22 protein-coding genes, 1 tRNA gene and 1 pseudogene are annotated in these 25,960 nt (G+C 69.6%); 15 read left to right on the forward strand and 9 right to left on the reverse strand.

The annotated features are described in order from the left end of the window. Positions 1 to 347 (reverse strand): annotated as a pseudogene (locus ACWF62_RS01370) (MarR family winged helix-turn-helix transcriptional regulator); the annotation flags it as partial. A 97-nt stretch (positions 348 to 444) separates the two neighbouring features. Between ACWF62_RS01370 and ACWF62_RS01375 the strand changes: the two are divergent. After that, positions 445 to 1,626 carry an MFS transporter gene (locus ACWF62_RS01375; RefSeq protein ID WP_452629258.1) on the forward strand — a complete coding sequence of 394 codons (1,182 nt, stop codon included), beginning with the start codon at positions 445 to 447 and terminating at the stop codon, positions 1,624 to 1,626. Between the two features lie 4 nt (positions 1,627 to 1,630). Here ACWF62_RS01375 and bfr read toward each other — a convergent pair whose 3' ends face one another. Both bfr and ACWF62_RS01385 read right to left on the reverse strand, forming a co-directional pair. Continuing rightward, complete coding sequence (gene bfr, locus ACWF62_RS01380; protein ID WP_378505985.1) at positions 1,631 to 2,116, reverse strand: bacterioferritin; 486 nt, start codon at positions 2,114 to 2,116, stop codon at positions 1,631 to 1,633. Positions 2,117 to 2,205: 89 nt separating this feature from the next. Next, positions 2,206 to 2,409 (reverse strand): (2Fe-2S)-binding protein, encoded by a 204-nt coding sequence (locus ACWF62_RS01385; RefSeq protein WP_378505986.1) that lies wholly within the window; start codon positions 2,407 to 2,409, stop codon positions 2,206 to 2,208. Between the two features lie 167 nt (positions 2,410 to 2,576). Between ACWF62_RS01385 and ACWF62_RS01390 the strand changes: the two genes are divergently transcribed. Both ACWF62_RS01390 and ACWF62_RS01395 read left to right on the forward strand, forming a co-directional pair. Next, positions 2,577 to 4,364 (forward strand): N-acyl-D-amino-acid deacylase family protein, encoded by a 1,788-nt coding sequence (locus ACWF62_RS01390; protein WP_452629259.1) that lies wholly within the window; start codon positions 2,577 to 2,579, stop codon positions 4,362 to 4,364. Next, positions 4,361 to 5,200: an alpha/beta fold hydrolase gene (locus ACWF62_RS01395; protein ID WP_452629260.1), complete on the forward strand. Its 840-nt coding sequence runs from the start codon at positions 4,361 to 4,363 to the stop codon at positions 5,198 to 5,200. Before ACWF62_RS01390 ends, ACWF62_RS01395 begins: the two co-directional genes overlap by 4 nt. Before the next feature lie 10 nt (positions 5,201 to 5,210). Here the strand turns inward: ACWF62_RS01395 and ACWF62_RS01400 are convergent, their stop codons facing one another. From ACWF62_RS01400 to ACWF62_RS01410, 3 genes are read right to left on the reverse strand one after another with little or no spacing between them, the layout of a single operon-like run. After that, positions 5,211 to 6,347, reverse strand: a complete 1,137-nt coding sequence (locus tag ACWF62_RS01400) for a sulfotransferase family protein (RefSeq protein ID WP_452629261.1) — start codon at positions 6,345 to 6,347, stop codon at positions 5,211 to 5,213. Positions 6,348 to 6,362: 15 nt separating this feature from the next. After that, a complete protein-coding gene (locus ACWF62_RS01405) occupies positions 6,363 to 7,145 on the reverse strand; it encodes an SDR family oxidoreductase (RefSeq protein WP_378569759.1) in 783 nt (260 codons plus the stop codon). 5 nt (positions 7,146 to 7,150) lie between these two features. After that, positions 7,151 to 8,317, reverse strand: coding sequence for a hypothetical protein (locus tag ACWF62_RS01410; protein ID WP_378569760.1), 1,167 nt, complete (start codon positions 8,315 to 8,317; stop codon positions 7,151 to 7,153). A gap of 92 nt (positions 8,318 to 8,409) precedes the next feature. Here ACWF62_RS01410 and ACWF62_RS01415 point away from each other — a divergent pair, with 92 nt between their 5' ends. The 6 genes from ACWF62_RS01415 to ACWF62_RS01440 all read left to right on the forward strand — a co-directional run bounded on the left by ACWF62_RS01415 (position 8,410) and on the right by ACWF62_RS01440 (position 14,893). Continuing rightward, positions 8,410 to 9,348, forward strand: coding sequence for an IclR family transcriptional regulator (locus ACWF62_RS01415; protein ID WP_452629262.1), 939 nt, complete (start codon positions 8,410 to 8,412; stop codon positions 9,346 to 9,348). A gap of 70 nt (positions 9,349 to 9,418) precedes the next feature. Continuing rightward, on the forward strand, positions 9,419 to 10,378 hold the full coding sequence (cysD, locus tag ACWF62_RS01420) for a sulfate adenylyltransferase subunit CysD (protein ID WP_452629263.1): 960 nt from the start codon (positions 9,419 to 9,421) through the stop codon (positions 10,376 to 10,378). Next, on the forward strand, positions 10,378 to 12,231 hold the full coding sequence (gene cysC / locus ACWF62_RS01425) for an adenylyl-sulfate kinase (protein WP_452629264.1): 1,854 nt from the start codon (positions 10,378 to 10,380) through the stop codon (positions 12,229 to 12,231). Before cysD ends, cysC begins: the two co-directional genes overlap by 1 nt. Further along, on the forward strand, positions 12,228 to 13,367 hold the full coding sequence (locus ACWF62_RS01430) for a 3'(2'),5'-bisphosphate nucleotidase CysQ (RefSeq protein ID WP_452629265.1): 1,140 nt from the start codon (positions 12,228 to 12,230) through the stop codon (positions 13,365 to 13,367). Before cysC ends, ACWF62_RS01430 begins: the two co-directional genes overlap by 4 nt. Positions 13,368 to 13,431: 64 nt before the next feature. Further along, positions 13,432 to 14,457: a TIGR03617 family F420-dependent LLM class oxidoreductase gene (locus ACWF62_RS01435; protein ID WP_378569765.1), complete on the forward strand. Its 1,026-nt coding sequence runs from the start codon at positions 13,432 to 13,434 to the stop codon at positions 14,455 to 14,457. Between the two features lie 70 nt (positions 14,458 to 14,527). Then, on the forward strand, positions 14,528 to 14,893 hold the full coding sequence (locus ACWF62_RS01440) for an SgcJ/EcaC family oxidoreductase (protein ID WP_378569766.1): 366 nt from the start codon (positions 14,528 to 14,530) through the stop codon (positions 14,891 to 14,893). A 73-nt stretch (positions 14,894 to 14,966) separates the two neighbouring features. Here ACWF62_RS01440 and ACWF62_RS01445 read toward each other — a convergent pair. From ACWF62_RS01445 to ACWF62_RS01455, 3 genes are all read right to left on the reverse strand, one after another. Then, a tRNA-Arg gene (locus ACWF62_RS01445) sits at positions 14,967 to 15,039 on the reverse strand. A 142-nt stretch (positions 15,040 to 15,181) separates the two neighbouring features. Beyond that, positions 15,182 to 15,889, reverse strand: coding sequence for a DUF305 domain-containing protein (locus ACWF62_RS01450; RefSeq protein ID WP_452629266.1), 708 nt, complete (start codon positions 15,887 to 15,889; stop codon positions 15,182 to 15,184). Between the two features lies 1 nt (position 15,890). Beyond that, the gene (locus ACWF62_RS01455; protein ID WP_378569768.1) at positions 15,891 to 16,748 is read right to left on the reverse strand and encodes a DUF3105 domain-containing protein; all 858 of its coding nucleotides are present in this window, start codon (positions 16,746 to 16,748) and stop codon (positions 15,891 to 15,893) included. A gap of 148 nt (positions 16,749 to 16,896) precedes the next feature. Here ACWF62_RS01455 and argS point away from each other — a divergent pair, with 148 nt between their 5' ends. The 6 genes from argS to rho all read left to right on the forward strand — a co-directional run bounded on the left by argS (position 16,897) and on the right by rho (position 25,903). Continuing rightward, a complete protein-coding gene (gene argS, locus ACWF62_RS01460) occupies positions 16,897 to 18,549 on the forward strand; it encodes an arginine--tRNA ligase (protein WP_452629267.1) in 1,653 nt (550 codons plus the stop codon). Next, positions 18,546 to 19,973 carry a diaminopimelate decarboxylase gene (gene lysA / locus ACWF62_RS01465; RefSeq protein WP_452629268.1) on the forward strand — a complete coding sequence of 476 codons (1,428 nt, stop codon included), beginning with the start codon at positions 18,546 to 18,548 and terminating at the stop codon, positions 19,971 to 19,973. Before argS ends, lysA begins: the two co-directional genes overlap by 4 nt. Then, on the forward strand, positions 19,966 to 21,276 hold the full coding sequence (locus ACWF62_RS01470; RefSeq protein WP_378506002.1) for a homoserine dehydrogenase: 1,311 nt from the start codon (positions 19,966 to 19,968) through the stop codon (positions 21,274 to 21,276). The genes lysA and ACWF62_RS01470 overlap by 8 nt, the downstream gene beginning before the upstream one ends. Next, positions 21,269 to 22,357 carry a threonine synthase gene (thrC, locus tag ACWF62_RS01475; protein ID WP_378569771.1) on the forward strand — a complete coding sequence of 363 codons (1,089 nt, stop codon included), beginning with the start codon at positions 21,269 to 21,271 and terminating at the stop codon, positions 22,355 to 22,357. The genes ACWF62_RS01470 and thrC overlap by 8 nt, the downstream gene beginning before the upstream one ends. 29 nt (positions 22,358 to 22,386) lie before the next feature. Beyond that, complete coding sequence (gene thrB / locus ACWF62_RS01480) at positions 22,387 to 23,319, forward strand: homoserine kinase (protein WP_378569772.1); 933 nt, start codon at positions 22,387 to 22,389, stop codon at positions 23,317 to 23,319. Positions 23,320 to 23,887: 568 nt separating this feature from the next. After that, positions 23,888 to 25,903, forward strand: coding sequence for a transcription termination factor Rho (gene rho / locus ACWF62_RS01485; RefSeq protein WP_378569773.1), 2,016 nt, complete (start codon positions 23,888 to 23,890; stop codon positions 25,901 to 25,903). Positions 25,904 to 25,960 lie beyond the last annotated feature (57 nt).

Consider the following 25,960-nt stretch of genomic DNA (forward strand, 5'->3'; position numbering starts at 1 on the left):
GTCGTGTGCCGGTCGCTCGGATGCGGCACCCGGCGCACCAGGCCCGCCTTCTCGAGTCGGTCGACGGCATTGGTGACCGAGGTCGGGTGAACCTGAAGGCGCGCACTGGCCTTCGCCATCGGCAGCGCCCCGGTGCGGGTGAAGGTCAGCAGGGTCAGCAGTTCGTACCGGGAAAAGGTCAGCCCGGTCGGCTTGAGCGCCTCTTCGACCCGGGCGATCATGATCTGCTGCGCCCGCATCACGGAGGTCACCGCGGCCATCCCGTCGGCGACAGCGCCCCACCCGTGCGCCTCCCACTGGCGGTGCGCCTCCTCGATCGGGTCCAGCGGCAAGGGTCGTGACGGCATGTCCGTCATCATCCCACGCTGCCGCACCGGGACCGGGGTGTGGACCGGTGGCCGAGAACGCGGCGGCGGTACCGTTCTTCGCGGAGGTAGTGACCACGTGACCGAACCGCGCACGCCGTGGGCGCAGCATGCGCTGATCCGCGCCGTGTTCTTCCTGATGGGCGCGGAGCTGTTCCTTGCGTCCCCGCTGCTGCCGACGATCTCCACCGACTTCGGGGTGTCCATCCCCGCGGCAGCCTGGGTGGTGACGGTGTTCGGGTTGTCCTACGCGGCGGCAAGCCCGCTGCTCGGCGCGCTCACCGAACACCTGCCGCGGAAGCGGGTGATCCTGTCGGGCGTTGCCGTGTTCGCGGCAGGCGAGGCGCTGTGCGCGATCGCGCCAGGTCTCGGCTGGCTGCTCGCCGCCCGGGTGATCGGGGGAGTCGGGGGCGCTCTGGTCGGCCCGGCGATGTGGGCCTACCTCGCCGAGACGGCGGCCCCGCGGGAACGCGGCCGCGCGATCGCGGGCGGGTCCGCGGCGTACGCGGGCGGCCAGATCGTCGGGGTACCGCTGGCCACCTTCGCCGCGGCCGCGCTGAGTTGGCGGTTCGCGTTCGCCGCGGTGGCGCTGGGTCTGGTCGTCGCGGGGACGCTCATCGCGCTGCGGCTGCGGGAGCCGGCGCGGGTCGCGAACCGCACCGGGGCGCCGCTGCTGGCGCTGCGCTCGTCGTTCGGGTTGTGGCGGGTCGGTGTGTTCCGCACGATCATGGCGGGCAACTTCTTCGTCCAGGCCGCGCGGCTCGGCACCTACGCATACGCGGGCGCGCTGTTCGCGACGAAGTTCGGGTTCGGCACCGGCGTGCTCGGCCTGGTCGGCATGGTCGTTGGCATCGGGTCGCTGGTCGGGTCGCTGCTCGCGGGACCGCTGATCGACCACTGGACGTCGGCGGGCAGGCACGTGTCGGTGCTCAGCGTCGGCTGGGGACTGCTGATGGCCGTCGGGCTGGGGGTCGCGACCACCGCCGGAACGTGGCCGGTGGCCCTTGCCGGGTTCGTGCTGTCCTTCTTCGCGGGCACCGGCTTCTTCGCCACCGCGCAGGTGTACCTGACCACGGTGATGGCCGATCGTCGTGCCCCCGCCGTCTCGTGGAACAACTCGGTGCTGTACATCGGGACCGGCGCAGGGACCACCATCCTCGGCGCCACCACGCTCGGCAGCACCGCGTTCGCGGCCTGTTCGGTCCTCTTCGCGCTGTGCGCGGCCGGGTTCAGCGCGATGCTGGCGATCCGCGGCCGCTGACCCGTCAGCCGACGTTCGGGGGCTGTTCGACGCACTGGGCGAGGTAGAGCTGCTCGCCGAGCTTGTCGATCAGCTCAAGCTGCGTCTCGAGGTAGTCGACGTGTTCTTCCTCCTCGGCGAGGATCCGCTCGAAGATGCCCGCGGAGGTGTGGTCGCCCTTGCCTCGGCACATCGTGATGCCGGGTCGCAGCCGCTGCACGACCTCGACCTCGATGGCCAGGTCCGAGACGAACTGCTCCCGGATCGTCTGGCCGATGCGGAGCGGCAGGATCCGCTGGTAATTCGGCAGTGCCTCGAGCATCAGGATGCGGTCGGTGAGGATCTCCGCGTGCTGCATCTCCTCGAAGGACTCCTGGCGAGTCTTCTCCGCGATCTTCGTCAGGCCCCAGTTGGCCTGCATCTTCGAGTGCAGAAAGTACTGGTTGATTGCCGTGAGCTCGCTGGTCAACTGCTCGTTCAGAAGAGCAATGACCTCGTCGTCGCCGCGCATGACACCTCCGATGGGGGTGGGCTGAACAGTGGGTTCAGCCTAACCCTCACCGGGTGCTTTCACACGGTGTATTTGGGGCGCGGGTCGCGTCAGGCGCTGATCGGCTCGTCCTCGCATTCGACGGTGGCGTAGTGCTGTTCGATCATCGACTTGATTCGGTCGCGGCACATGCCGCAGCCGCGTCCGCGTCCGGCGCCGCAGCCCAGCGCGACGTGCTTGGCGGTCCGTGCCCCCGCGGAGATGCACTGATGCACCGTCTCCTCGGTGGTGGCCTCGCAAACGCAGACGTACATGTCGGGGAACCTCCAGCCCTACCTTCTCAGGCGAGGCTACACTAAGAAGCCGTGCCGTGAACAGGGTAGGCTAACCCAATTTTCTGATCTTGATCCTGTTCCGTCGTTGACGCCCCTTCTGTCAAATGCGTAACCTCTCGTCACACATACCTGGGCGAGGGGTGGACATGGCCGACTTCGACATCGTGCTGACCGGTGGACTGTGGTTCGACGGGACCGGGACGCCCGCGCTGCGCCGCAATCTCGGCATCCGGGACGGCGTGGTCGCGGCCGTCAGCCCCGAGCCGCTCCCGATCGGTCCGCACACCGAGGTGATCGACGCCGCAGGCAAGTGGGTGCTGCCCGGCTTCGTCGACGTCCACACCCACTACGACGCCGAGGCGCTGGTCAATCCGGGCCTCGGGGAGTCGGTGCGGCACGGCGTCACGACCGTGGTGCTCGGCAACTGCTCCCTGTCCACGGTGTTCTCGACACCCCGCGAGTGCGCGGACCTGTTCAGCCGGGTCGAGGCCGTCCCGCACGACGCGGTGCTGCGGATCCTCGACGAGAAGAAGACGTGGTCGTCGCCCGCCGAGTACGTCGGCGCGCTCGAGAACCTTCCCCTCGGCCCCAATGTCGCCGCGTTCATCGGCCACTCCGACATCCGGACCGCCGTCCTCGGGATCGGGCGCGGCACCGACCGGACGGTGACGCCCACCGCCGGCGAACTCGACGCGATGGGCGCGATGCTCACCGCCGCGCTCGACGCGGGCCTGCTCGGGCTGTCCTCGATGACGAACGCCCTCGACAAGATTGACGGCGACGAGTACCGGTCCCGGTCCCTGCCGTCCACCTACGCGCGGTGGCGCGAGCTGCGGTTCCTCAACCGGATCCTTCGTAGCCGCGGTCGGATCCTGCAGTCCGCGCCGACGATCAACCTGCACCCGAACGTCGCCGCGTTCTTCGCCGAGAGTTCCGGGATCGGCCGCGGCCGCCGACTCAAGACGTCGCTGCTGTCGGGCGCCGACTCCAAGGCCTACCCGGCGCTGGTGTACTTCATGCTCACGGCCGCGCCGCTGCTGAACCGGTTCGCCAGGACCGACTTCCGCTGGCAGCACCTGCCCGTTCCGTTCACCGTGTACGCCGACGGCATCGACCTTGTCGTGTTCGAGGAGTTCGGTGCTGGCGCCGCCGCGCTGCACCTGCGGGACGAGGTCGACCGCAACGACCTGCTCCGGGACGAGCAGTACCGGCGCTGGTTCCGCAGGGACTACGACAACAAGTGGGCGCCGCGGATCTGGCACCGCGACTTCCACGACGCCGTGATCGTTGGGTGCCCGGACGAGACGACCGTCGGCAAGAGCTTCGGGCAGGTCGCCGACGAGCGGGGCGTGCACCCGGTGGACGCATACCTCGACCTCGTCGTCGCACACGGTCGCGACCTGCGCTGGCGCACCACCGTCGCCAACCACCGTCCCCGGTACGCGCGAATGCTGGCCGCGAGTTCCGGTGTGCAGATGGGGTTCGGCGATGCGGGCGCACACCTGCGGAACATGGCGTTCTACAACTTCCCGATCCGACTCCTCAAGCGGGTCAACGATGTCAGGCACGACCGTCGGCCGTTCCTGACCGTCGAACGCGCCGTGCACCGGCTGACCGGCGAACTGGCCGACTGGTACGGACTCGATGCCGGGCACCTGCGCCTCGGTGACCGCGCGGACTTCGTCGTGGTCGACCCGGCCGGACTCGACGACACCGTCGACGCGCTGTTCGAGGAACCGGTCGCCGAGTACGGGGGCCTGCGACGGATGGTCAACCGCAACGACCGCGCCGCCGTCGCGACCGCGGTCAACGGTCGAATCGTCTTCCGGGACGGTCGATTCACGGACGGCTATGGGGACACCGGGACGGGCCGGTTCCTGCGCGCGGGGCAGCGCTCCGACCGGGGGACGATCCGGCAGCGGGAACGCGTGTGAGCCGCATCGGCGCGGTCACCCGGTCCGGCCTGGTCTTCGACGTTCGGGACGAGGGCCCGATCGACGGGGTCCCGGTCGTCCTGTTGCACGGCTTCCCGCAGGACTCCCGGTCCTGGGTCGGGGTCGCGCAGCAGTTGCATGCCCGCGGGTTCCGCACCCTCGCACCGGATCTGCGGGGCGCCTCGCCAGGGGCCCGGCCGCGGTCGCGGTGGGCGTACCGCGCATCGGAGCTGACCGCCGACGTCGTCGCGCTGATCGACCAGGCCGGTCTCGGCCCCGTGCACCTGGTCGGGCACGACTGGGGTGCCGCCGCGGCATGGTGGGTTGCCGGCGCGCGACCGGACCTGGTGCGGACCCTGACCGCGGTGTCGGTGCCGCACCCGGCCGCGTTCGTTCGGTCGCTGCTGACCACCCGGCAGTTCCTGCTGTCCTGGTATATGGCCGCGTTCCAGGCTCCGGTCGTGCCCGAGCGGATGTTCGCGGCGGGCACCCGGGTGCGGCGCCACCTGATCGGTACCGGGATGACCGCGGAGTGCGCCGACCGGGATCTGGCGCCGATGCGCGAGCACTCCCGGGCACGCGGCGCCCTGAACTGGTATCGCGCCCTGCCGTTCGCGGATCCGCGTCACCCCGGCGAGCGGATCACGGTCCCGACCCTGCACGTGTGGAGCGACCGCGACGCGATGCTGGGCCGGGCGGGAGCCGAACTCACCGCGCGGCACGTCGCCGGTCCCTACCGGTTCGAGGTGCTCCACGGCGTGAGCCACTGGATTCCCGACGAGGCCCCGGACCGGCTCGCGGAGCTGATTGCCCAGCAAGCCGAATCCGGGGTGTAGGCCGGGACGGTCAGAACGAGAACCGCTCGTCGACCTCGACCTCGGTCAGCCCATACTCCGCAAGGGTGTACCGGTGCGCTGGCTTGCGGTCGCCGGTCTGCGAGTCGGCGTGCAGCGCCTCCATGTTCTGCTGGGCCGCCGAACTCAGCGGGAGGCCGAACCGCGAGTAGATCCCCTCCACCGTGCCGAGCGGGTCGGCGTGGAAGTCCGTGAAGTCGACGTCGATGAACTGCGCCGGGTCGTACTTCGCGCGAGCCGAGGTGAACGTCTCCAGGCCGCGGGCCCACAGTTCGAGCTGCCCTCGGCCGATGACCTCGCCGCGGAACCTGTTCGACCAGCCGTCGGTTGCCTGCTCGGCGAGGCTGCAGGCCGACGCCATGATGGTGCTCGGCGGCCGATGCGTCTGCACGATCAGCGCGTCGGGGTACACCGCCATCAGCTCGTCGAGCGCGAACAGGTGGCTCGGGTTCTTCAGCACCCACCGCCGGTCCTGGTTGGGCAGGCCGATCAGCTGCAGGTTCTTCTTGTGGCGGGCATAGGCATTCGTCCAGTTCTGGCCAGCGAGCCACTTCGAGTACGTCGGCAGGTTCGCCAGGCACTCGTAGGAGACCGACTTGAAGGTCTGCCGAAGCAGCTGCCAGCACTCCTCGACCTCGGCCGCCGACATGTAGTGCACGCCCATGAACTCGGGGTGCTCGACGTGATGCTGGCTGAACTGGGCCTCGATCCCGGCGAACACCGGGTTCGTCTCCCACGTCTCCCGCGGAGGGCGCGGCTGCGGCATCTCGGTCAGCCACATCTCCAGACCCTGGTGCGCCGGGTCCACGGTGAGCAACCGGTGCAGGGCGGTGGTGCCGGTGCGCGGCAGGCCGGTGACGAAGATCGGGCGCTCGATCGCGACGTCGGCGTGCTGGGGATGCTGCTGCCAGGCCGCCTCGGACAGCAGCCGGGCGACCAGGGCCCCGCGCAGGAATACCCGGGAGATCTTGCTGCCGAACGGGGTCAGGTCCTCGTCGCGGGCGTACGAGTCCAACAGGACGCCGAGCGCTTCGGTGTAGTCGTCGACGCCGAAGTCGGTCAGGCCGGTCATCCGGGTTGCCGAGGCGTGCAGGTCCTCAACCGTGCCGACTGTGGTGCGTTCTGTCATGTTGGGTCGTCTCTCCTAGTGGTGGAACTCGCCGCAGTTGACGTCGAGGCACTGGCCGGTGATGCCGCTCGCCATCGACGACGCAAGGAAGATCACCGCGTCGGTGACCTCGTCGGTGGTGGGTAGGCGCTTGAGATCGGTGCCCGCCGCGGTGTGCTCGTAGATCTGCTCGACGGTGGTGCCGTACTTGTTCGCCTGGTACGCGAAGTACTGCTGCAGGGTGTCACCCCAGATGTAGCCCGGTGCGACGGAGTTGATTCGGATCCCCTTGGGGCCCAGCTCGGTCGCCAGCGACTGCGACACCGAGAGCAACGCCGACTTGGCCATCTTGTAGCTGCCGTAGCGCTCCTGCGAGTGCCGCAGCACCATCGAGTTCACGTTGACCACCGCGCCCTTTGAGTCGGCGAGGGCGGGGGTGAACAGCTGGGTCAGCCGCAGCGCACCGAACACGGTCAGCTCGACGGCATCCCGCATGTGCTGGTAGTCGGTGCGTTCGAGGGGCTTCATCGACGGCACCGAGAAGGCGTTGTTGATCAGCACGTCGACCCGCCCGTACGACTCGTCGACCGCCGCGACGAGGTTCTCCACCGATGCCTGGTCGGTGATGTCGGTGGCGACGGTCAGCGCTCGGCGGCCGAGGTCGGCGACCTCCTTGGCCACCTCGTCGAGACGCGACTGCGTTCGCGCGGCAAGCACCAGGTCGGCGCCCGCCTCGGCGCACCGCAGCGCGAGGGTGCGGCCGAGCGCCGGTCCCACCCCCGAGACGACGACGATCTTGTCCTGCAACAGATTCGGCATGTGGTTTACCCCAGCATTCGGTCGGCGACGGCGGATCGGCGCGCCGCGATGCGAGCGGCGTAGTCCTCCGGCGTGATGGTGTTGTTGTCGTGGAACGGGAGGGTCGCGGCGAGATCGTCGAACTTCACGACCTCCACGGTCGGACCGTCGGCGGGCGTGAACTCCCGCGACGTGCGCTGCCACCGGAACTGCAGGTAGCCGCGGGGGTGGCCGAGGGCCTCGAGCCAGTTGACGACGCCGGGATTGCGCTCGGACAGGACCATCCGGATCATCCCGTCCGGATCCACCTGGGCCTGCGCGTTGTTCAGCGACGTCTGGTGGTCGAGGTAGTCGAGCGAGATGTACCACAGGCTACCCAGCTGGAAACCCTGGTACGGCGCATCGGATTTCGGGACGGTGATGATCATCGCCTCGTCGTCGGCAAGCTCGTAGTGCCCCACCGACGAATACTGGGTGGCCAGTCCGCCCGGGGTCAGCCGCGGTGCGGTCATCGTGTTGACCGGCAGGGTGTCGTAGAACCACTGCGGGAATTGCAGCCACGTCTTGACCCGCCCGACGAGGGCCTTGCCCGCGCGGGCGAACCGCTTCTCGGTCTCCTCCATGGTGAGCGCGGGCGGCGGCACTCCGATCCGGTCGGCCCGCTCGATGCGGATGGTGCCGCGCTGCTGGCTCCAGTCGCTGTACACCTCGCGGACCACGAGCTGCGACGAGCCGGGGGCGAGGGTGAAGTGGTTGCGGCGCCCGTCGGCGGGGCTCGGCCCGAACGTGGCGACGAAGCTGCCGTCGCGCTCGATGTGCAGTTCGCGGTCGTCGAATGCGATCTCGCTGCCGGGCACGTTCGAGTTCGTGTAGTTGCCGCTGAGCACCTGGAAGCTCAGATCCGCGGTGGTGCCGCGGGTTCCGGTCACGATGTACTCGGCGTCGTCGTTGATCCGGGCCCCGAAGTACAGGGTGTCCGGGTTGTCGAGGCCCATCTTGGTGAACGGCCCGGTCCCGGAGATGAAGCTCGGATGGGTCTTCTCGGTGGCCCACGCCGCGTGCACGGTCGCGAGGATTCCGCCTGCGAGGTACTGCATGCCCTCGAGCAGGTCCTGTTCCGACCGGATGTGGGGGGCGTCCGCCACGAGTTTCTCGGCCTCGGCGATCGCCTCGGCGAGGGGGTCCGTCAGCACACCGTGCTCCTTCGGTCGAGTGGTACAAATATGTACCTGAGTGGTAGATCACGTGGTGGTCCGACGATAGAACGTGTTTCAAGGAGTGGTCAATGATCTCTGCCGAATCCACCGACGCCTCCGAGCCGGCCGGGCGTCGTTCGCCGCCGACCGCGCGCGTCGTGCAGGTGATCGACTATCTGGTCGCGCGGCCCGATCAGCGGTATGGGCTGTCCGAACTCGCCCGCGCCATCGGTATCAGCAAGCCGACCTGCCTCGGCATCGTGTCCGAGCTGGTCGCGGCCGGGTACCTCACCCGCGATCGACGAGACAAGACGTACGGTCTCGGGCCTGCGCTCATCGCGGCCGGGCGCGCCGCGCAGCGCGGCTTCGCGATCGGTCCGATCGCCCGGACTCACCTCGAGGGCCTCGCCGCCGCGTGCGGCGCTGTGTGCACGGCGTCCGCCGTCGTCGGCGACCAGGTGACGATCCTCGAGAACGTGACACCTCCCGGAGTCACGTTGGGGCGCACCGCGGCCCGCGCCGGACAGTCCTACCCGTTTGCGCCCCCCGTCGGGCTGATGTACGTCCTGTGGGGCGGCGACGACGAGCTGGAGGCGTGGCTGCGGCGCGACCCGGCGTTGCCCGTCGTCCTTGACCGTGACCTGCTCGGCCGCGTGGTCGAGGACTGCCGTCGGGTCGGCTACCTCGTCGAACGGCTCACCCCGGTCGGGCGGAAGCTGTTCTCGCTGATGGCGGGTGTCGCCGGGCGGGACGTGCCCGCCGAACTCAAGGAACTGATCGGTGAGGTGGTCTCGAGTCTCGGGGAGCGGGTCTACCTGCACAGCGAGACCGACGAGGACGTCGACTACCCGGTCAGTCTCATTGCCGCACCCTGCTACGACGGCGACGGTCACCAGGCGCTCGTGCTCACCCTCGACGTCGGCGGCGCCATCAGCGGCGCCGAGATCGCCCGGCGCGGTGCGGCGCTCGTTGCCGTTGCGGATGCCGTCACCGCGGAGATCGGTGGTCGTCCGCCGGTGCGCGGCTGAACCATTGACCATTCGGTGGAACGCGTTCTATTCTCGGCGCACAGGCGAAGTATGAACCGGTGCGGTACAAATGTGTACCACTTTCTCGTCCGAGGAGTTGCGCGTGACAACCCTGAATTCCCCGCCCGCCTACGAGCTGACGCACCTGCAGGCGCTCGAGGCCGAGGCGGTCCACATCTTCCGCGAGGTGGCCGCGACCTTCGAACGCCCCGGGCTGCTGTTCTCCGGCGGCAAGGACTCGGTGGTGATGCTGCACCTCGCCGCCAAGGCATTCTGGCCGGCGCCGCTGCCGCTGCCGGTGATGCACGTCGACACCGGCCACAACTTCGACGAGGTCATCGAGTTCCGGGACCGTACCGTCGACCGGCTCGGCCTGCGGCTCGTCGTTGCGAGCGTCGAGGACGACATCGCCGCGGGCACCGTCGTCGAGGAGACCGGTCCGCGCGCGAGCCGCAACCGGCTGCAGACGCATTCGCTGCTGCGCGGCATCCGGGAGAACCGCTTCGACGCCGTGTTCGGCGGTGCCCGCCGCGACGAGGAGAAGGCTCGCGCCAAGGAGCGGGTGTTCAGCTTCCGGGACGAGTTCGGGCAGTGGAATCCCAAGGCGCAGCGCCCCGAACTGTGGAACCTGTACAACGGCAGGCATCGGAAGGGGGAGCACATCCGGGTGTTCCCGCTGTCCAACTGGACCGAACTCGACATCTGGCAGTACATCGCCGAGGAGCGCATCGAGCTCCCGGACATCTACTACGCGCACCGGCGTCCCGTTGTCGAACGCGACGGAATGCTGTTGGCGCACACCCGGTTCCTGACCGTGCTGCCCGGAGAGGAACCCCGGGAGGAGCTGGTCCGGTTCCGGACCGTCGGCGATGCGACCTGCACCGGCTGCGTCGAGTCGTCCGCGGCAACCGCCGACGAGGTCGTCACCGAGATCGCGGCCAGCCGCATCACCGAACGCGGCGCAACCCGCGCCGACGACCGGATCTCCGAGGCGGGCATGGAAGATCGCAAGAAGGAGGGCTACTTCTGATGGCCACCACCCGACACCTGCTGCGCGTCGCGACCGCGGGCAGCGTCGACGACGGCAAGTCCACCCTGATCGGCAGGCTGCTGTACGACTCCAAGTCGATCTTCGAGGACCAGCTCGAGGCGGTCGAACGCAGCAGCCGCGACCGCGGCGCCGCCCACACCGACCTCGCGCTGCTCACCGACGGACTGCGTGCCGAACGCGAGCAGGGCATCACCATCGACGTCGCGTACCGCTACTTTGCGACGCCGCAGCGCAAGTTCATCATCGCCGACACCCCCGGCCACGAGCAGTACACCCGCAACATGGTCACCGGTGCCTCCACCGCGGACCTCGCGCTGATCCTCGTCGACGCCCGCAAGGGCATCCTCGAGCAGACCCGCAGGCACGCGTTCCTGTCCACCCTGCTCGGCATCCCGCACCTGGTGCTGTGCGTCAACAAGATGGACCTCGTCGGCTGGTCGCAGGACCGGTTCGAGGAGATCAAGGACGAGTTCGCGCAGTTCGCCACCAAACTCGACGTGCACGACCTCACGTTCATTCCGGTCTCCGCGCTCGAGGGCGACAACATCGTCACCCGCACCGAGAACATGCCGTGGTACGAGGGGTCATCGCTGCTGCACCACCTCGAGGAGGTGCACATCGGATCCGACCGCAACCTCATCGACGCCCGGCTGCCGATCCAGTACGTGATCCGCCCGCACCAGCAGACCGACTCCGACCTGCACGACTTCCGTGGCTACGCGGGCACCGTCGCCAGCGGGGTGTTCAAGCCGGGCGACGAGGTGGTCGCGCTGCCGTCCGGGGTCACCTCGACGATCTCGGCGATCTGGGGGCCCGGAGGCAGCCCGGTCACCGAGGCGTTTGCGCCGTCCGCGGTGTGCGTGCAGCTCGCCGACGAGATCGACCTCAGCCGCGGCGACACGCTGTGCAGGCCGAACAACCGTCCGCTGGTCGGGCAGGAGCTCGACGCGATGGTGTGCTGGCTCACCGAGGCGTCGTCGCTGCGGCCCGAGGCCCGCTACACCGTCCTGCACACCACCCGCGCCAGCACGGCGCGGGTGCAGCGGCTCGACTACCGGCTCGACGTCAACACGCTGCACCGCGACGAGACGGCACAGTCGCTGTCGCTCAACGAGATCGGACGCATCCAGCTGCACACCCAGCAGCCGCTGTTGTTCGACCCGTACCGCCGCAACCGGGTCACCGGCAGCTTCCTGCTGGTCGACGACGCCACCGGCAACACCGTCGCCGCGGGCATGATCACCGGGCCGACCCTGCCCGACTCGAAGGTGGTGTGGCATGCGGCGACCGTGGCCCGCGACGACCGCCCCACCCGTGGGGCCACGGTGTGGCTCACCGGCCTGTCTGCGTCCGGGAAGTCCACCGTCGCCGTCGAACTCGAACGGCGGCTGATCGCCTCGGGGGTGCCCGCCTACCGGCTCGACGGCGACAATCTCCGGCACGGACTCAATGCCGACCTCGGGTTCGGGGCCGCCGACCGCGCCGAGAACGTCCGCCGCGTCGGGGCGGTCGCCCAGTTGTTCGCGGACTCCGGGGTGGTCGCGGTCGCCTCGCTGATCAGCCCCTACCGGGAGGATCGGGATCGGGTCCGTGCCGAACACGAGGCGGCGGGCCTGCGATTCGTCGAGGTGTTCGTCGACACCCCGATCGAGCAGTGCGAGGCCCGAGATCCGAAGGGCATGTATGCCAAGGCCCGGGCGGGGGAGATCACCGGGTTCACCGGGGTCGACGACCCCTACGAGCGCCCCGAACGCGCCGAGCTGGTGCTCACCCCCGACGACGGGGACCCGGTCGCGCAGGCGGCCGCGATCATGGAGTATCTGACCCGATGAGCATCCACCACGACCTCGACGACGCCCAGCTCGCGGCCGAGATGGCCGGCCGCGCCGGCGACCTGCTGCTCGACCTGCGGGCCCGCGAGCTCGGCCCGGATCCGCTGCCGAAGGACGCCGCCCGCGACCTGAGCCGCCGCGGCGACCGGGAGGCGAACACCTTGCTGCTGCGGATGCTCGCCGAGCACCGCCCGGCGGACGCGGTGCTGTCCGAGGAGTCCGCCGACGACCCGGCCCGGCTGGGCGTCGACCGGGTGTGGATCGTCGACCCGCTCGACGGGTCCCGCGAGTACGGGCTGCCCGGCCGCGTCGACTGGGCGGTGCACGTCGCGCTGTGGGAGCGCGGCCTCGGGATCACCGCGGCCGCGGTCGCGCAGCCCGCCCTCGACCGGGTGTTCCGCAGCGACACCTGCACGGCCGCGGCCGAGGAGCGGCCCCGCCCGCGCATCCTGGTCAGCGACAGCCGCCCACCGGAGTTCGTCGGGCCGCTCGCGGAGCGGGTCGGCGGCGATGTCGCGCCGATGGGCTCGGCGGGCGCGAAGGCGATGGCGGTGCTGCGCGGGGCGGCCGACGCCTACGTGCACGCCGGTGGGCAGTGGGAGTGGGACTCCGCGGCGCCGGTCGGGGTCGCGCTGGCGGCGGGGCTGCACTGCTCCCGGATCGACGGGTCGCCGCTCGCATACAACGAGCCGCACCCGTATCTGCCGGATCTGCTGATCTGCAGGCCCGAGCTGGCGCAGGCGTTGCTGGCAGGCATCGCGGACCTGACCGGGACGACCGCGGACAGCCCGCGGGTCGCGATGGTGCGCGAGTACCTCGGCTCGCTGCTGAGCCACGACGCGAGCAAGGTGCGGCTGGCCGCGGACTGCTTCCGCGTCGAGAACGGCAAGCGGACGGGCGATTCCGGACCGGGGATCGTCCGCGAGCTCGAGACCGCGGCGCAGTACCTGCCGCTGACCGCGATCCGGAACCTCACGTTCACCGAGTTCGGCACCGATGTCGTCGCGCGATTCCTGCTGGATATGGCGGTGGGGGACCAGACGCACACCGTCGCGCTGACCGAGCACTTCGCCGTGCCCGGCGCCGAGATCACCGCGATCACCGCCGTCATTGAGCCCGCCCCATGCCCCGACTGAACGGAAGCGTTCAGTCGATCCGATCGAATGAATGTTCCGTTCGCTCGGGCTCGGGGGCGCTCGGATGAGGGTGTACGCCACCACCGACCCGCGCCTCGGGCCCGCGGCGATCGGTGCGTACGCCCGCCGCGTCGAGGCCCTCGGCTACGACGGCATGCACGTCTCGGAGACGATGCACGACCCGTTCCTGCTCGCGGCGCAGGCGCTGCAGGCAACGTCGCTGGTCACGGTGCGCACCTCGATCGCGGTGGCGTTCGTGCGGAGTCCGGTGCTCACCGCCTATACGGCCTGGGACCTGGCTCGGCTGTCGGGCGGGCGGTTCCAGCTGGGGCTCGGCACCCAGATACGGCAGAACATCGAGGAGCGGTACGCGATGCCGTGGTCCGATCCGGCGGCGCGGATGCGTGAGTACGTGCGCGTGGTCCGGGCCGCGTTTGCGACGTTCCGCACCGGTGAGCTGGTTCCGTTCGTCGGGGAGCACTACCGGTTCACCCGGATGCAGTCGGACTTCAACCCGTACGACGGCGGTGACCTGCCGCCGGAGCCGCCGATCTACCTCGGTGGGGTGGGGCGCCGGATGTGCCGGGTGGCGGGGGAGGTGGCCGACGGCTATCTCGGGCACCCCACCTCCGGGCCCCGCAGCATCGCCGAGGACATTCGGCCCGCGCTCGCCGAGGGCGCGGCCGGGTCCGGTCGGGTCCTCGCCGACCTCGATGTCATCGCCGGGGTCCGGGTGATCAGCGGGGCCTCGGACGCGGACCTGGCCCGGGAGCGTGAGCGTCAGCGGCGCCAGCTCGCTTTCCTGTATTCGACGCCCGCCTACCGGCGGGGGCTTGAGCACGCCGACCTCGGGCACCTGCAGCAGTCGCTCGCCCGGATGGTTCGCGCGGACGAGTGGGAGGGCCTGCCCGCCGTCGTCACCGACGACGTCCTCGCCGCGTTGCTGCCGATCGCACGCTATCCCGAGCTCGCCGCCGTGATCGGTGAGCGCGTCGGCGGCCTCGTCGACGGCATCACCCTCGCGCCACCCGCGGACCCGGTCGACGACTCGCAGTTCGCGGACGTCGTCGCCCAACTCCAGGAACTGTGAGTGATTTTCACCCCGACCGGGGTGAAAATCACGCACGGGCGGCGCAGCCGCACTCACGAAGGGAACACCCATGACACCTGACCAGCTCGTCACCGAATTCTGTGCGCGGTGGAAGGACGCCGACGCCGACGCTCTTGCCGCGTACTTCACCGAAGACGCGGTGTACCACAACATTCCGATGCAGCCGATCGTCGGTAGGGATGCGATCAGGGAGTTCATCGCCGGGTTCCTCGGCCAGACCGGTGGCGTCGAGTATCGGGTGCACCACCAGGCGACCACCGGGCCGGTGGTGATGAACGAGCGCACCGACGTGTTCACGATCGGCGGCACCACCATCGAACTCCCGGTGATGGGGGTCTTCGAGGTCACCGAGGACGGCAGGATCTCCGGGTGGCGGGACTACTTCGACATGGCGCCGCTCGCCGCGATGGGATAGCGCAACGGCAGAAGGCCCCGGTCGACACTGTCGACCGGGGCCTTCTGCATGTGTGGTGCACTCGAAATGCGAGTGCCCCCGGCAGGATTCGAACCTGCGACCTTTCGCTCCGGAGGCGAACGCTCTATCCCCTGAGCTACGGGGGCGCACCGAGAAATCGGTGTGCCGGTTGGGCTGGCTTACTGTAACGCATGCGACGCCGGATTCCCTATTCGCGCCGCTGACCTGCGATGAACGGGGGTTCATGGGTCATGTTCGGACCTGCGATGACCCATGAACCCCCGTTCATCAGTTCATCGGGAGCGGGGCCGCGCCCTTCTCGGCGAGCAGCTGCGTCATCCGGTCGGACTCGCTCTGCTGGGTGTCGACCATCGTCTGCGCGAGTCCGCGCACCGTCGGCACCTCGGCGCGCTGCGCGCCGTATTCCATCATCGGCAGCCCACCCTGATGGTGCCGGAGCATCAACTGCAGGAACAGCACGTCCGCCTCGGGGCCCCTGGCCTGCCGCAGCGCGGCCATGTCCTCGGACGTCGCCATCCCCGGCATCTGCGTTCCCCCCGCCGGTGCCGTCGTCGCCGCACCGCCGTGTGCCGTGCCGTCGTGTGCCATGCCGTCGTGTCCGTCGCCCATCCACGTCATGTAGTCGTCGGTCGACAGCAGCGGCTGGTCCCACAACGACAACCAGCCGGTCATCTGACCGATCTGGTTCTGCTGCGTGGTCAGGATGTCGTACGCGAGGTCCCGGACCATCGGATCGGTGGCGTTCGCGATCGCGATCGCGGACATCTCCACCGCCTGGTTGTGGTGCACCATCATGTCCTGCGCGAATCCGACATCCACCGACCCCGCGACCGGGTCGGCGGGTCGGTCGTCGTGCAGGAACTGATTCGCGAAGAACCCGAGCCCGAACCCGACCGCGATCGCCGCGACCACGCCGAGCACGGCGAGCGCGGTGCGCTGGCTGCGGCCGGTTTCGGAGCTGTTCGTTGCGGTCATGTCAGCTCGCGGGCGCAGGCTCGGGGGCCATCGGCAGGCCGGCGCCGCCGATCTCGGACGCGTCCGGGGTGAGGCCCTCGCCGTCCATCGAGACCGCGTCGGGTCCCGGCGTCGACGGGTCGAACGCGGGCGGGTTGTCGGGATCAAACGCGCCGGGGATCGTCGAGCAGCTCGCGCCCTTCTCCGGGTACGCGCCGAAGTTGTTCAGTCGCAGCGCGGCGATGAACTGGTTGATCCGCGGGTCGTCGGCGCCGTCGACCTTGAGCTGGTGACCCCAGCTCTGCAGCGAGATCGGCGTGTCCATGCCCGGGTACGGCGACATCAGCATGTACGCCTTGCCGTCGACCCGGTCGACGAGCTGCTGCCGCTCCTCGTCGGACACGGTGTCGGGGTTGTAGGTGATCCAGACGGCGCCGTGCTCGAGCGAGTGCACCGCGTTCTCGGTGCGGATCGGGTTCGGGTAGACGACACCCGTGCAGGTGGCCCAGGTCGCGTCGTGCGGGCCACCGAACGGCGGGGTCTGGTCGTACGCGACCCGCTGCTCCGCGGACACGTGCAGTGCCGCCGGGTAGTCGAGCTTCACGACGCCGTCGATATTCGTCGACGGGTCCGGGTTCGACTCGCTGGGGGCGAACTTGTCGGCCTCGGCCTTGTCCTGGTACTTCGGCACCAGGTTCACGGCAAGCAGCGCGATCAACGCGATCACCGCGACCGCGGCCCCGATCGTCAACCAGGGGATGTTGCGCTGCGTCGGCAGCCCGCCCTTGGCGGAGCCACCGGAACGCTTGTTGGCAGCCTTGATGGCCTTGGCGGATTTGGCGCTGCTCTTGGCGCCGCGATTTTCCGAACCGCTCGGCATCTGTCAGTGCTCTTTCGCTGAAGTGGACGTCGTGTCTCGGGGGCGGGGCGCCCGCTGTCGAGGTGACAGGTGCCCCCTATGGTCGTCCCACTGTACGTTCAGTGCCTGAGCGCAGGCTTTGAACGGCCAGCCCATAGGATGAATACCCGTGACTCCCGCCGACCTTGCCGAACTCCTTCGTGTCACCGCCGCGAAGGTCCTCACCGACCACGATCTCGACGCCGCCGTCCTGCCCGCGACGCTGACCGTCGAGCGTCCGCGCAACCCCGAGCACGGCGACTACGCGAGCAACGTCGCGATGCAGGTGGCGAAGAAGGCCGGGGTCAACCCGCGTGAGCTGGCGACCTGGCTCGCCGAGGCGCTCACCGCGGCGGACGGCATCGACTCCGCCGAGATCGCTGGCCCCGGCTTCCTCAACATCCGGCTCGCCGCAGCGGCGCAGGGCGCCATCGTGGCGAAGGCGATCGCCGCCGGGCAGAGCTACGGAAGCTCGACCGCGCAGGAGGGTCGGCGGATCAACCTGGAGTTCGTGTCCGCGAACCCGACCGGGCCGATCCACCTCGGCGGCACCCGGTGGGCCGCGGTCGGTGACGCGCTCGGCCGGATCCTCGCCGCCCAGGGCGCGGACGTCACCCGGGAGTACTACTTCAACGATCACGGTGCCCAGATCGACCGGTTCGCCCGGTCGCTGATCGCGTCCGCGAAGGGGGAGCCCGCACCCGAGGACGGGTACGCCGGTGCGTACATCGTGGACATCGCCGCCGACGTGCTCGCGCAGCGTCCCGACGCGCTCGCGCTCCCCGTCGACGAGCAGCAGGAGGTGTTCCGCTCGATCGGTGTGGCGATGATGTTCGACCACATCAAGCGGACCCTGCACGAGTTCGGAACCGACTTCGACGTCTACTTCCACGAGAACTCGCTGTTCGAGTCCGGTGCGGTGGAGCGGGCCGTCGCCACCCTCAAGTCGAGCGGCAACCTGTACGAGGAGGACGGGGCCTGGTGGCTCAAGAGCACCGACTTCGGTGACGACAAGGACCGCGTCGTCATCAAGTCCGACGGCAACGCCGCCTACATCGCGGGCGACATCGCGTACTTCCAGGACAAGCGTTCCCGCGGCTTCGACCTGTGCATTTACATGCTCGGTGCCGACCATCACGGCTACATCGGCCGGCTCAAGGCCGCAGCAGCGGCGTTCGGCGACGATCCGGCGACCGTCGAGGTGCTGATCGGCCAGATGGTCAACCTGGTCCGCGACGGGGTCGCGGTCAAGATGAGCAAGCGGGCGGGCACCGTCATCACCCTCGACGACCTCGTCGAGGCGATCGGCGTCGATGCCGCCAGGTACGCGATGATCCGCTCGTCGGTGGATTCGAGCCTCGACATCGACCTCGAGCTGTGGGCCAGCACCACCAGCGAGAACCCGGTCTACTACGTGCAGTACGCGCATGCTCGGCTGGCGTCGCTGGCCCGCAACGCCGCGGACCTCGGGCTGACCACGGAGAACCCGCGGTGTGAGCTGCTCACCCACGAGCGTGAGGGCGACCTGATCCGCACCATCGGCGACTTCCCGAAGGTCGTCGGGACCGCCGCGGACCTGCGGGAACCGCACCGCGTCGCCCGCTACCTCGAGGAACTGGCCGGCACCTACCACCGCTTCTACACCGACTGCCGCGTCCTGCCGCAGGGCGACGAGCCTGCCGGCGACCTGCACACCGCGCGGCTCGCGCTGTGCGGTGCCACCCGCCAGGTCCTCGAGAACGGTCTCGGCCTGCTCGGTGTCAGCGCACCGGAGCGGATGTGAACGCGCATCCCGCCGGACCGCGGCACGCGGACATCCCGCACGCGCCGGGGCTGCCGCCTCGGCCAACCGCCCCGGCGCAGATGGCGGCACTTCCTGCCGCGGTGTGGCCGCGCGGCGCCGCCCGCGGGGCGGACGGCGTCGTCCGCCTCGCCGGTGTCCCGGTCACCGACCTGGCCGAGCGGTACGGCACCCCGCTGTTCGTGATCGACGAGGACGACTTCCGGTCCCGCTGCCGCGACATGGCCCGCGCGTTCGGCGGCGCGGACCGCGTCCACTACGCGTCGAAGGCGTTCCTGAGCGCCGAGATCGCCCGGTGGGTCGCCGACGAGGGGTTGTCGATGGACGTGGCCTCCGGCGGCGAGCTGGCGGTCGCGCTGCACGGTGGGTTCCCCGCGGAGCGGATCACGATGCACGGCAACAACAAGTCGGTCGCCGAACTGCGGGCCGCGGTCTCGGCGGGGGTCGGGCACATCGTGCTGGACTCGATGCAGGAGATCGACCGGCTCGACGCCGTCGCGGCCGACCTCGGTGTCGTGCAGGACGTGCTGATCCGGATCACGGTCGGCGTGGAGGCGCACACCCACGAGTTCATTGCCACCGCCCACGAGGACCAGAAGTTCGGCTTCTCGTTGTCCGGTGGTGCGGCGCGGGGGGCCGTCCGGCGCGTGTTCGAGACCGGTAATCTTCGGCTCGTCGGCCTGCACAGTCACATCGGCTCGCAGATCTTCGACGTCGACGGGTTCGAACTGGCGGCGCACCGGGTGATCGGGCTGCTGCGGGAGATCGTCGACGAGTTCGGCAGCGACAAGACCGAGCAGCTGAACATCATCGACCTCGGTGGTGGCCTCGGGATCTCCTACCTGGAGAGCGACGATCCGCCGCCGGTGGACGAGCTGGCCGCGAAGCTGACGAGCATCGTCGCCACCGAATCCGCCGCCGCCGGGCTGCCGGTGCCGACCCTGATGGTCGAACCCGGTCGGGCCATCGCCGGCCCCGGCACCGTTACGTTGTACGAGGTCGGCACCGTCAAGGATGTCCGCCTGGACGGCAACGCAACTCGCCGATACGTCAGCGTGGACGGCGGAATGAGTGACAATATCCGGACCGCGCTGTACCAGGCCGAGTACGACTGTCGGCTGGTCTCGCGGGACAGTCACGCGGATCCCGTCGTCGCCCGAGTGGTGGGCAAGCACTGCGAGAGCGGCGACATCGTGATCCGTGACGGCTGGCTGCCCGACGACGTCGGAGCCGGTGACCTGCTCGCGGTCGCGGCCACCGGCGCATACTGCTATTCGATGTCCAGCCGCTACAACCTGCTCACCCGGCCCGCCGTGGTCGCGGTTCGCGACGGAGAACCCCGTCTCGTCCTGCGCAGGGAGACCGTGGAAGATCTGCTCAGCTTGGAGGTACAGCAACATGACTGAACCGAACGCCGCCGCGATCGGTGTGGCGGTACTCGGCCTCGGCAACGTGGGCAGCGAGGTTGTGCGGATCATCCGCGAACACGCCCGCGACCTCGAGTCCCGGGTCGGCGCCCCGCTCGTCGTGCGGGGGATCGCCGTTCGCCGGATCGACGGCGACCGGGGGGTGCCGGAGGAGCTGCTGACCACGGACGCGGATTCGCTCGTCGCGCGCGCCGACGTGGACGTGGTGGTCGAGGTGATCGGGGGAATCGAGGTCCCGCGCAAGCTGATCCTCGCTGCCCTGAACTCCGGCAAGTCCGTCGTCACCGCCAACAAGGCGCTGCTCGCCGAGTACACCGGGGAACTGGCCGAGGCCGCGGAGAAGCAGAACGCCGACCTGTACTTCGAGGCCGCCGTCGCCGGTGCGATCCCGGTGATCCGGCCGTTGACCCAGTCGCTCGCCGGTGACCGGGTCGTCCGGGTTGCCGGAATCGTCAACGGCACCACCAACTTCATCCTGTCCGCGATGGACGAGACCGGCGCCGACTACGCCGACACCCTCGCCGAGGCGGGTCGTCTCGGCTACGCGGAGGCCGACCCGACCGCGGATGTGGAGGGCTTCGACGCCGCAGCCAAGGCCGCGATCCTCGCGTCGATCGCGTTCCACACCCGCGTCACCGCCGCCGACGTCTACCGCGAGGGCATCTCGACGATCAGCTCGGCGGACCTCGAGGCCGCGAAGTCGCTGGGCTGCACCGTCAAGTTGCTCTCGATCTGTGAGCGTCTCGTCGGGGAGGACGGCACCGAACGGGTCTCCGCCCGGGTCTACCCGTCCCTCGTTCCGCTCGAGCATCCGCTCGCCTCGGTGAACGGCGCCTTCAATGCGGTCGTCGTCGAGGCCGAGGCCGCCGGTCGATTGATGTTCTACGGGCAGGGCGCGGGCGGCGCCCCCACCGCGTCCGCGGTGATGGGCGACGTGGTGATGGCGGCACGGAACAAGGTCAACGGCAGCCGCGGGCCCCGCGAGTCCAGCTATGCCGACCTTCCGATCGCGCCGATCGGGGAGATCCCGACCCGGTACTACGTCAACATGCAGGTCGCGGACCGGGCCGGTGTGCTCTCCGCGGTCGCGGCGGAATTCGCCAAGCATGACGTCTCGATCTCGACGGTGCGCCAGGAGGGTGCGGGAGACGGGGCGCGACTGATCGTCGTCACCCACCGTGCCACCGACGCCGCCCTGTCCGAAACTGTTGCCGCCCTTGGCAAACTCGACTTCGTCACCGCGGTCACCAGTGTTCTCCGATTGGAAGGTTCCAGTGAATAGCCCTCGTCAGCACACCCCCGTTCACACGCCCTGGCCGGGCCTGATCGAGGCGTACCGGGATCGTCTCGCGATCGGCGAGAACTGGAAGACCGTCACCCTGCGCGAGGGCGGGACGCCGCTGCTTCCCGCGGGCCACCTGTCCGAGCTGACCGGGTGCGAGGTGTACCTCAAGGTCGAGGGCCTCAACCCGACCGGGTCGTTCAAGGACCGCGGCATGACGATGGCCGTCACCGACGCCCTCGCCCGCGGTCAGAAGGCCGTGCTGTGCGCGTCCACCGGCAACACCTCCGCCTCGGCGGCGGCCTACGCCGCGGTCGCGAAGATGACCTGTGCTGTGCTCGTCCCGCAGGGCAAGATCGCGATGGGCAAGCTTGCCCAGGCGGTCATGCACGGCGCCAAAATCATCCAGGTCGAGGGCAACTTCGACGACTGCCTCGAACTCGCCCGCAAGACCACCGCCGAGTTCCCGACCATCGGCCTGGTCAACTCCGTGAACCCCGTTCGGATCGAGGGACAGAAGACGGCGGCGTTCGAGATCGTCGACGCGCTCGGCAAGGCCCCCGACATCCATGCGCTGCCGGTCGGGAATGCGGGCAACATCACGGCGTACTGGAAGGGCTACTCCGAGTACTACGCCGACGGCATCAGCTCGGTCCGGCCGCGGATGCTCGGTGTGCAGGCCGCAGGTGCCGCCCCGCTGGTGAACGGCGCCCCGGTCAAGGACCCCGAGACCATCGCGACCGCGATCCGTATCGGCGCGCCCGCATCGTGGGAGGGCGCGGTGAACGCGAAGGAGCAGTCGAACGGGGCGTTCCGCGCCGCGACCGATGACGAGATCCTCGAGGCATACCGCCTGATCGCGCGCACCGAGGGCGTCTTCGTCGAGCCTGCGTCCGCCGCGTCGGTCGCGGGCCTGCTCGCCGCGCACAAGGAAGGGTGGCTCGACGCCGGACAGACGGTCGTCTGCACCGTCACCGGCAACGGACTCAAGGATCCCGATACCGCACTTCTGGGAATGCCTGCCGTCCAGCCGATCCCGGTCGACCCGGTGGCCGTCGCCTCGGCGCTCGAGCTGGTGTAGTGACCGCACAGCGAATCGACGACACTGCGATGACTCAGACCTTGCCAACGGGGTTGACCGTGACTGCGCGGGTGCCCGCGTCCACGGCCAACCTCGGCCCCGGGTTCGACACGCTGGGTATGGCGCTGGGTCTGTACGACGAGATCACCGTCAGCACAACCGAGTCCGGACTGTCGGTCCGCGTCGAGGGGGAGGGGGCCTCGGACGTTCCCTGGGGACCCTCCCACCTGGTGGTCCGCGCCATCGAGCGTGGTCTCGAGGCGGCCGGTGTGTGGGCGGGTGGCCTGGACGTGGTGTGTCGCAATGTCATTCCGCATTCGCGTGGTCTCGGATCATCCGCGTCGGCGGCCGTCGGTGGTCTCGCCGCGGCCAACGGCCTTGTCGCCCTGCTCGACCCCGCGCTGGCCCTCACCGATGCGCAGCTGGTTCAGCTCTCGTCGGAGTTCGAGGGTCACCCCGACAATGCGTCCGCCAGCGTGCTCGGCGGCGCCGTCGTCTCCTGGAGCGAGGACGTGGACGACGCCAATTCGCCGCGCAGCTTCGGTGCGGTCCGGCTCGCCGTGCACCCGAGCATTCGCGTCGTCGCGCTGGTGCCGGAGGAGCGGTCCGCGACCGCCCACACCCGCGGACTGCTCCCCGATGCGGTGCCGCATGTCGACGCGGCGTTCAACGTCAGCCGCGCCGCGCTCGCGGTGGTTGCGCTCACCTCACGGCCGGACCTGCTGATGACCGCCACCGAGGACCGCCTGCACCAGGGGCAGCGGGCATCCGCGCTGCCGCTGACCACCCGCTGGGTCGAGACGCTGCGCGGTCGGGGAATCGCCGCCGTCGTCTCCGGTGCGGGCCCCACCGTGCTGGCGCTGACCACCGAACCGCTGCCCGAGGACCTGCGCACGACCGCAGCGGCCGAGGGCCTGCGGGTGCTCGACCTCGAGGTCGCGGACGGGGTCCGCGTCTCCTGACGGGCCACCGGGTCGCCCGCACGGCGACCCGCCGGGGACCCTCACGGCGACCCGCCGGGGACCCTCACGGCGACCCGCCGGGGACTGTCACGGCGACCCGCCGGGGACTGTCACGGCGACCCGCCGGGGACTGTCACGGCGACCCGCCGGGGACTGTCACGGCGACCCGCCGGTGTGCCGCAGCACACCGGCGGGTTCTCCTTGCTCGTAATCGTGTTCACGGCTATCCTGAGGTCGTTCGCCCATCGTGCGTATCAGTCGCCGGTGCTCTTCAGGGCAATCACTCCCGACTCAGGAGTCTTCCGATCGGATTCTCATCGGTCGTCAGACTCGGAATCACGGATACCCGCCCCGAGTTCCGGACTGCGTCTTTCTCGCCCGAATCCCCTGTACGCGAGGCACTCGACTTCGCGGGGTGTCGGTGTCGAAGGACGTGCCTGAGTGCGAGATGCGGGCGAGCGGCCCGGCATTTCCCGAACATGTCCGGCATATCCGAGTTCAGTAAATGAGCTGCTTGGACGAACCCCTCGACTCAGCGCCGCGCGGGCGAGGGAAGGAAAGGACCTCCGTGACCGATACGGACCTGATCGCCACTTCTGTGCTCGATTCCGCGGCGTCCGCCGCGACGAGCCAGGCCGGCGGTTCACCGACTTCAGGGGCGGCCCCGGCCGTCGCTACCGCAACCAAGCGCGCCGAGGCGCGTCGCGGCTCCGGACTCTCCGGCATGGTGCTCGCCGAATTGCGCGCGCTCGCTGGCGAGCTCGGCATCAAGGGCACCTCCGGCATGCGCAAGGGCGACCTGATCGCCGCGATCAAGGAGCGGCAGTCCGGTGGCTCCGCCACGCAGCAGGCCGGTGGTGCCGCCACCAAGACGGCACAGGCCGCCGCCGACGAAAAGGCTCCCGTCGTGAAGGTCGAAGCCCCCACGAAGAGCAACACTCCCGCCAAGGGCGAGGCGCGGGCCGGGTCCGAGCGCAGCGAGCAGGCCGCCGAGCCCCGCGAGCGTTCGGGTGCCGCCGAGCCCCACGAGCGATCTGGAGCTGCCGAGCCCCGCGAGCAGGCCGGTGAGGCCGAGGGCGGGCGCCGCGGGCGTCAGCGTCGCGGTGCCTCCCGTTCGGGTGCCGCCGAGCAGTCCGAACCCGCCGAGCAGTCGACCGAGCGTCAGTCCGGTCGGCAGGAGCAGGGCGGCGGTGACCGTCCGCGTCGCGACCGTAACCAGGGCGGCCGGAACAACCAGGACCGAAACCAGGACCGCACCCAGGACGAGCGCGGCCAGGGCGGCAACGGACCGCGCAACGACCGCGACAACCGTGGCGGCGACGACGAGGGGGAGGGCCGCGGCAGGCGTGGCCGCCGCTTCCGGGAACGTCGCCGTGGACGTGACCGCGGTGAGGGCGGCGGCGGTGATGTCGAGATCCGTGAGGATGACGTCCTGCAGCCCGTCGCGGGCATCCTCGATGTCCTCGACAACTATGCTTTCGTCCGGACGTCCGGATACCTCGCCGGACCCAACGACGTCTACGTCTCGATGAACCTGATCCGCAAGAACGGGCTGCGTCGCGGTGACGCGATCACCGGCGCGGTCCGGGTCCCGCGTGAGGGCGAGGGCGGCGGCGGGGGCAGTCAGCGGCAGAAGTTCAACCCGCTGGTCCGGATCGACACCGTCAACGGCGGCGACGTCGAGGCCGCACGCAAGCGCCCCGAGTTCGGCAAGCTCACCCCGCTGTACCCGAACCAGCGGCTGCGGCTTGAGACGACGCCGAACATCATCTCCACCCGCGTCATCGACCTGGTCATGCCGATCGGCAAGGGGCAGCGCGCCCTGATCGTGTCGCCGCCGAAGGCGGGTAAGACGACGGTGATTCAGGACATCGCGAACGCCATCGCCACGAACAATCCCGAGTGCTACCTGATGGTCGTGCTGGTGGACGAGCGACCCGAAGAGGTCACCGACATGCAGCGCTCGGTCAAGGGTGAGGTCATTGCCTCCACCTTCGATCGCCCGCCGTCAGATCACACCTCGGTCGCCGAGCTGGCGATCGAGCGGGCCAAGCGCCTCGTCGAGAACGGTCGCGACGTGGTCGTGCTGCTCGACTCGATCACCCGGCTCGGCCGCGCGTACAACAACTCGTCGCCCGCGTCGGGACGCATCCTCTCCGGTGGTGTCGACTCGACCGCGCTGTACCCGCCGAAGCGTTTCCTCGGCGCGGCCCGCAACATCGAGAACGGCGGCTCGCTGACGATCATCGCCTCCGCGCTGGTCGAGACCGGCTCGACCGGTGACACGGTGATCTTCGAGGAGTTCAAGGGCACCGGCAACGCCGAGCTCAAGCTGGATCGCAAGATTGCCGAGCGTCGGGTGTTCCCCGCGGTCGACGTCAACATGTCCAGCACCCGCAAGGACGAGCTGCTGATGAACCCGGACGAGTTCGCGGTCGTGCACAAGCTGCGCCGCGTGCTCTCGGGGCTCGACACCCACCAGGCCATCGACCTGCTCGTCAATCGGCTGAAGAAGTCGAAGAGCAACGTCGAGTTCCTGATGGAGGTCTCCAAGACCGCCCCCGGCGCCATCGGCGACGACTAGCAGCTGCGCCGCCCGTGGGGGGGGTTTTCCCCCCACAGGGGGAAAAGAAACCCAGGC

The organism is Rhodococcus sp. NPDC054953, assembly GCF_053609225.1.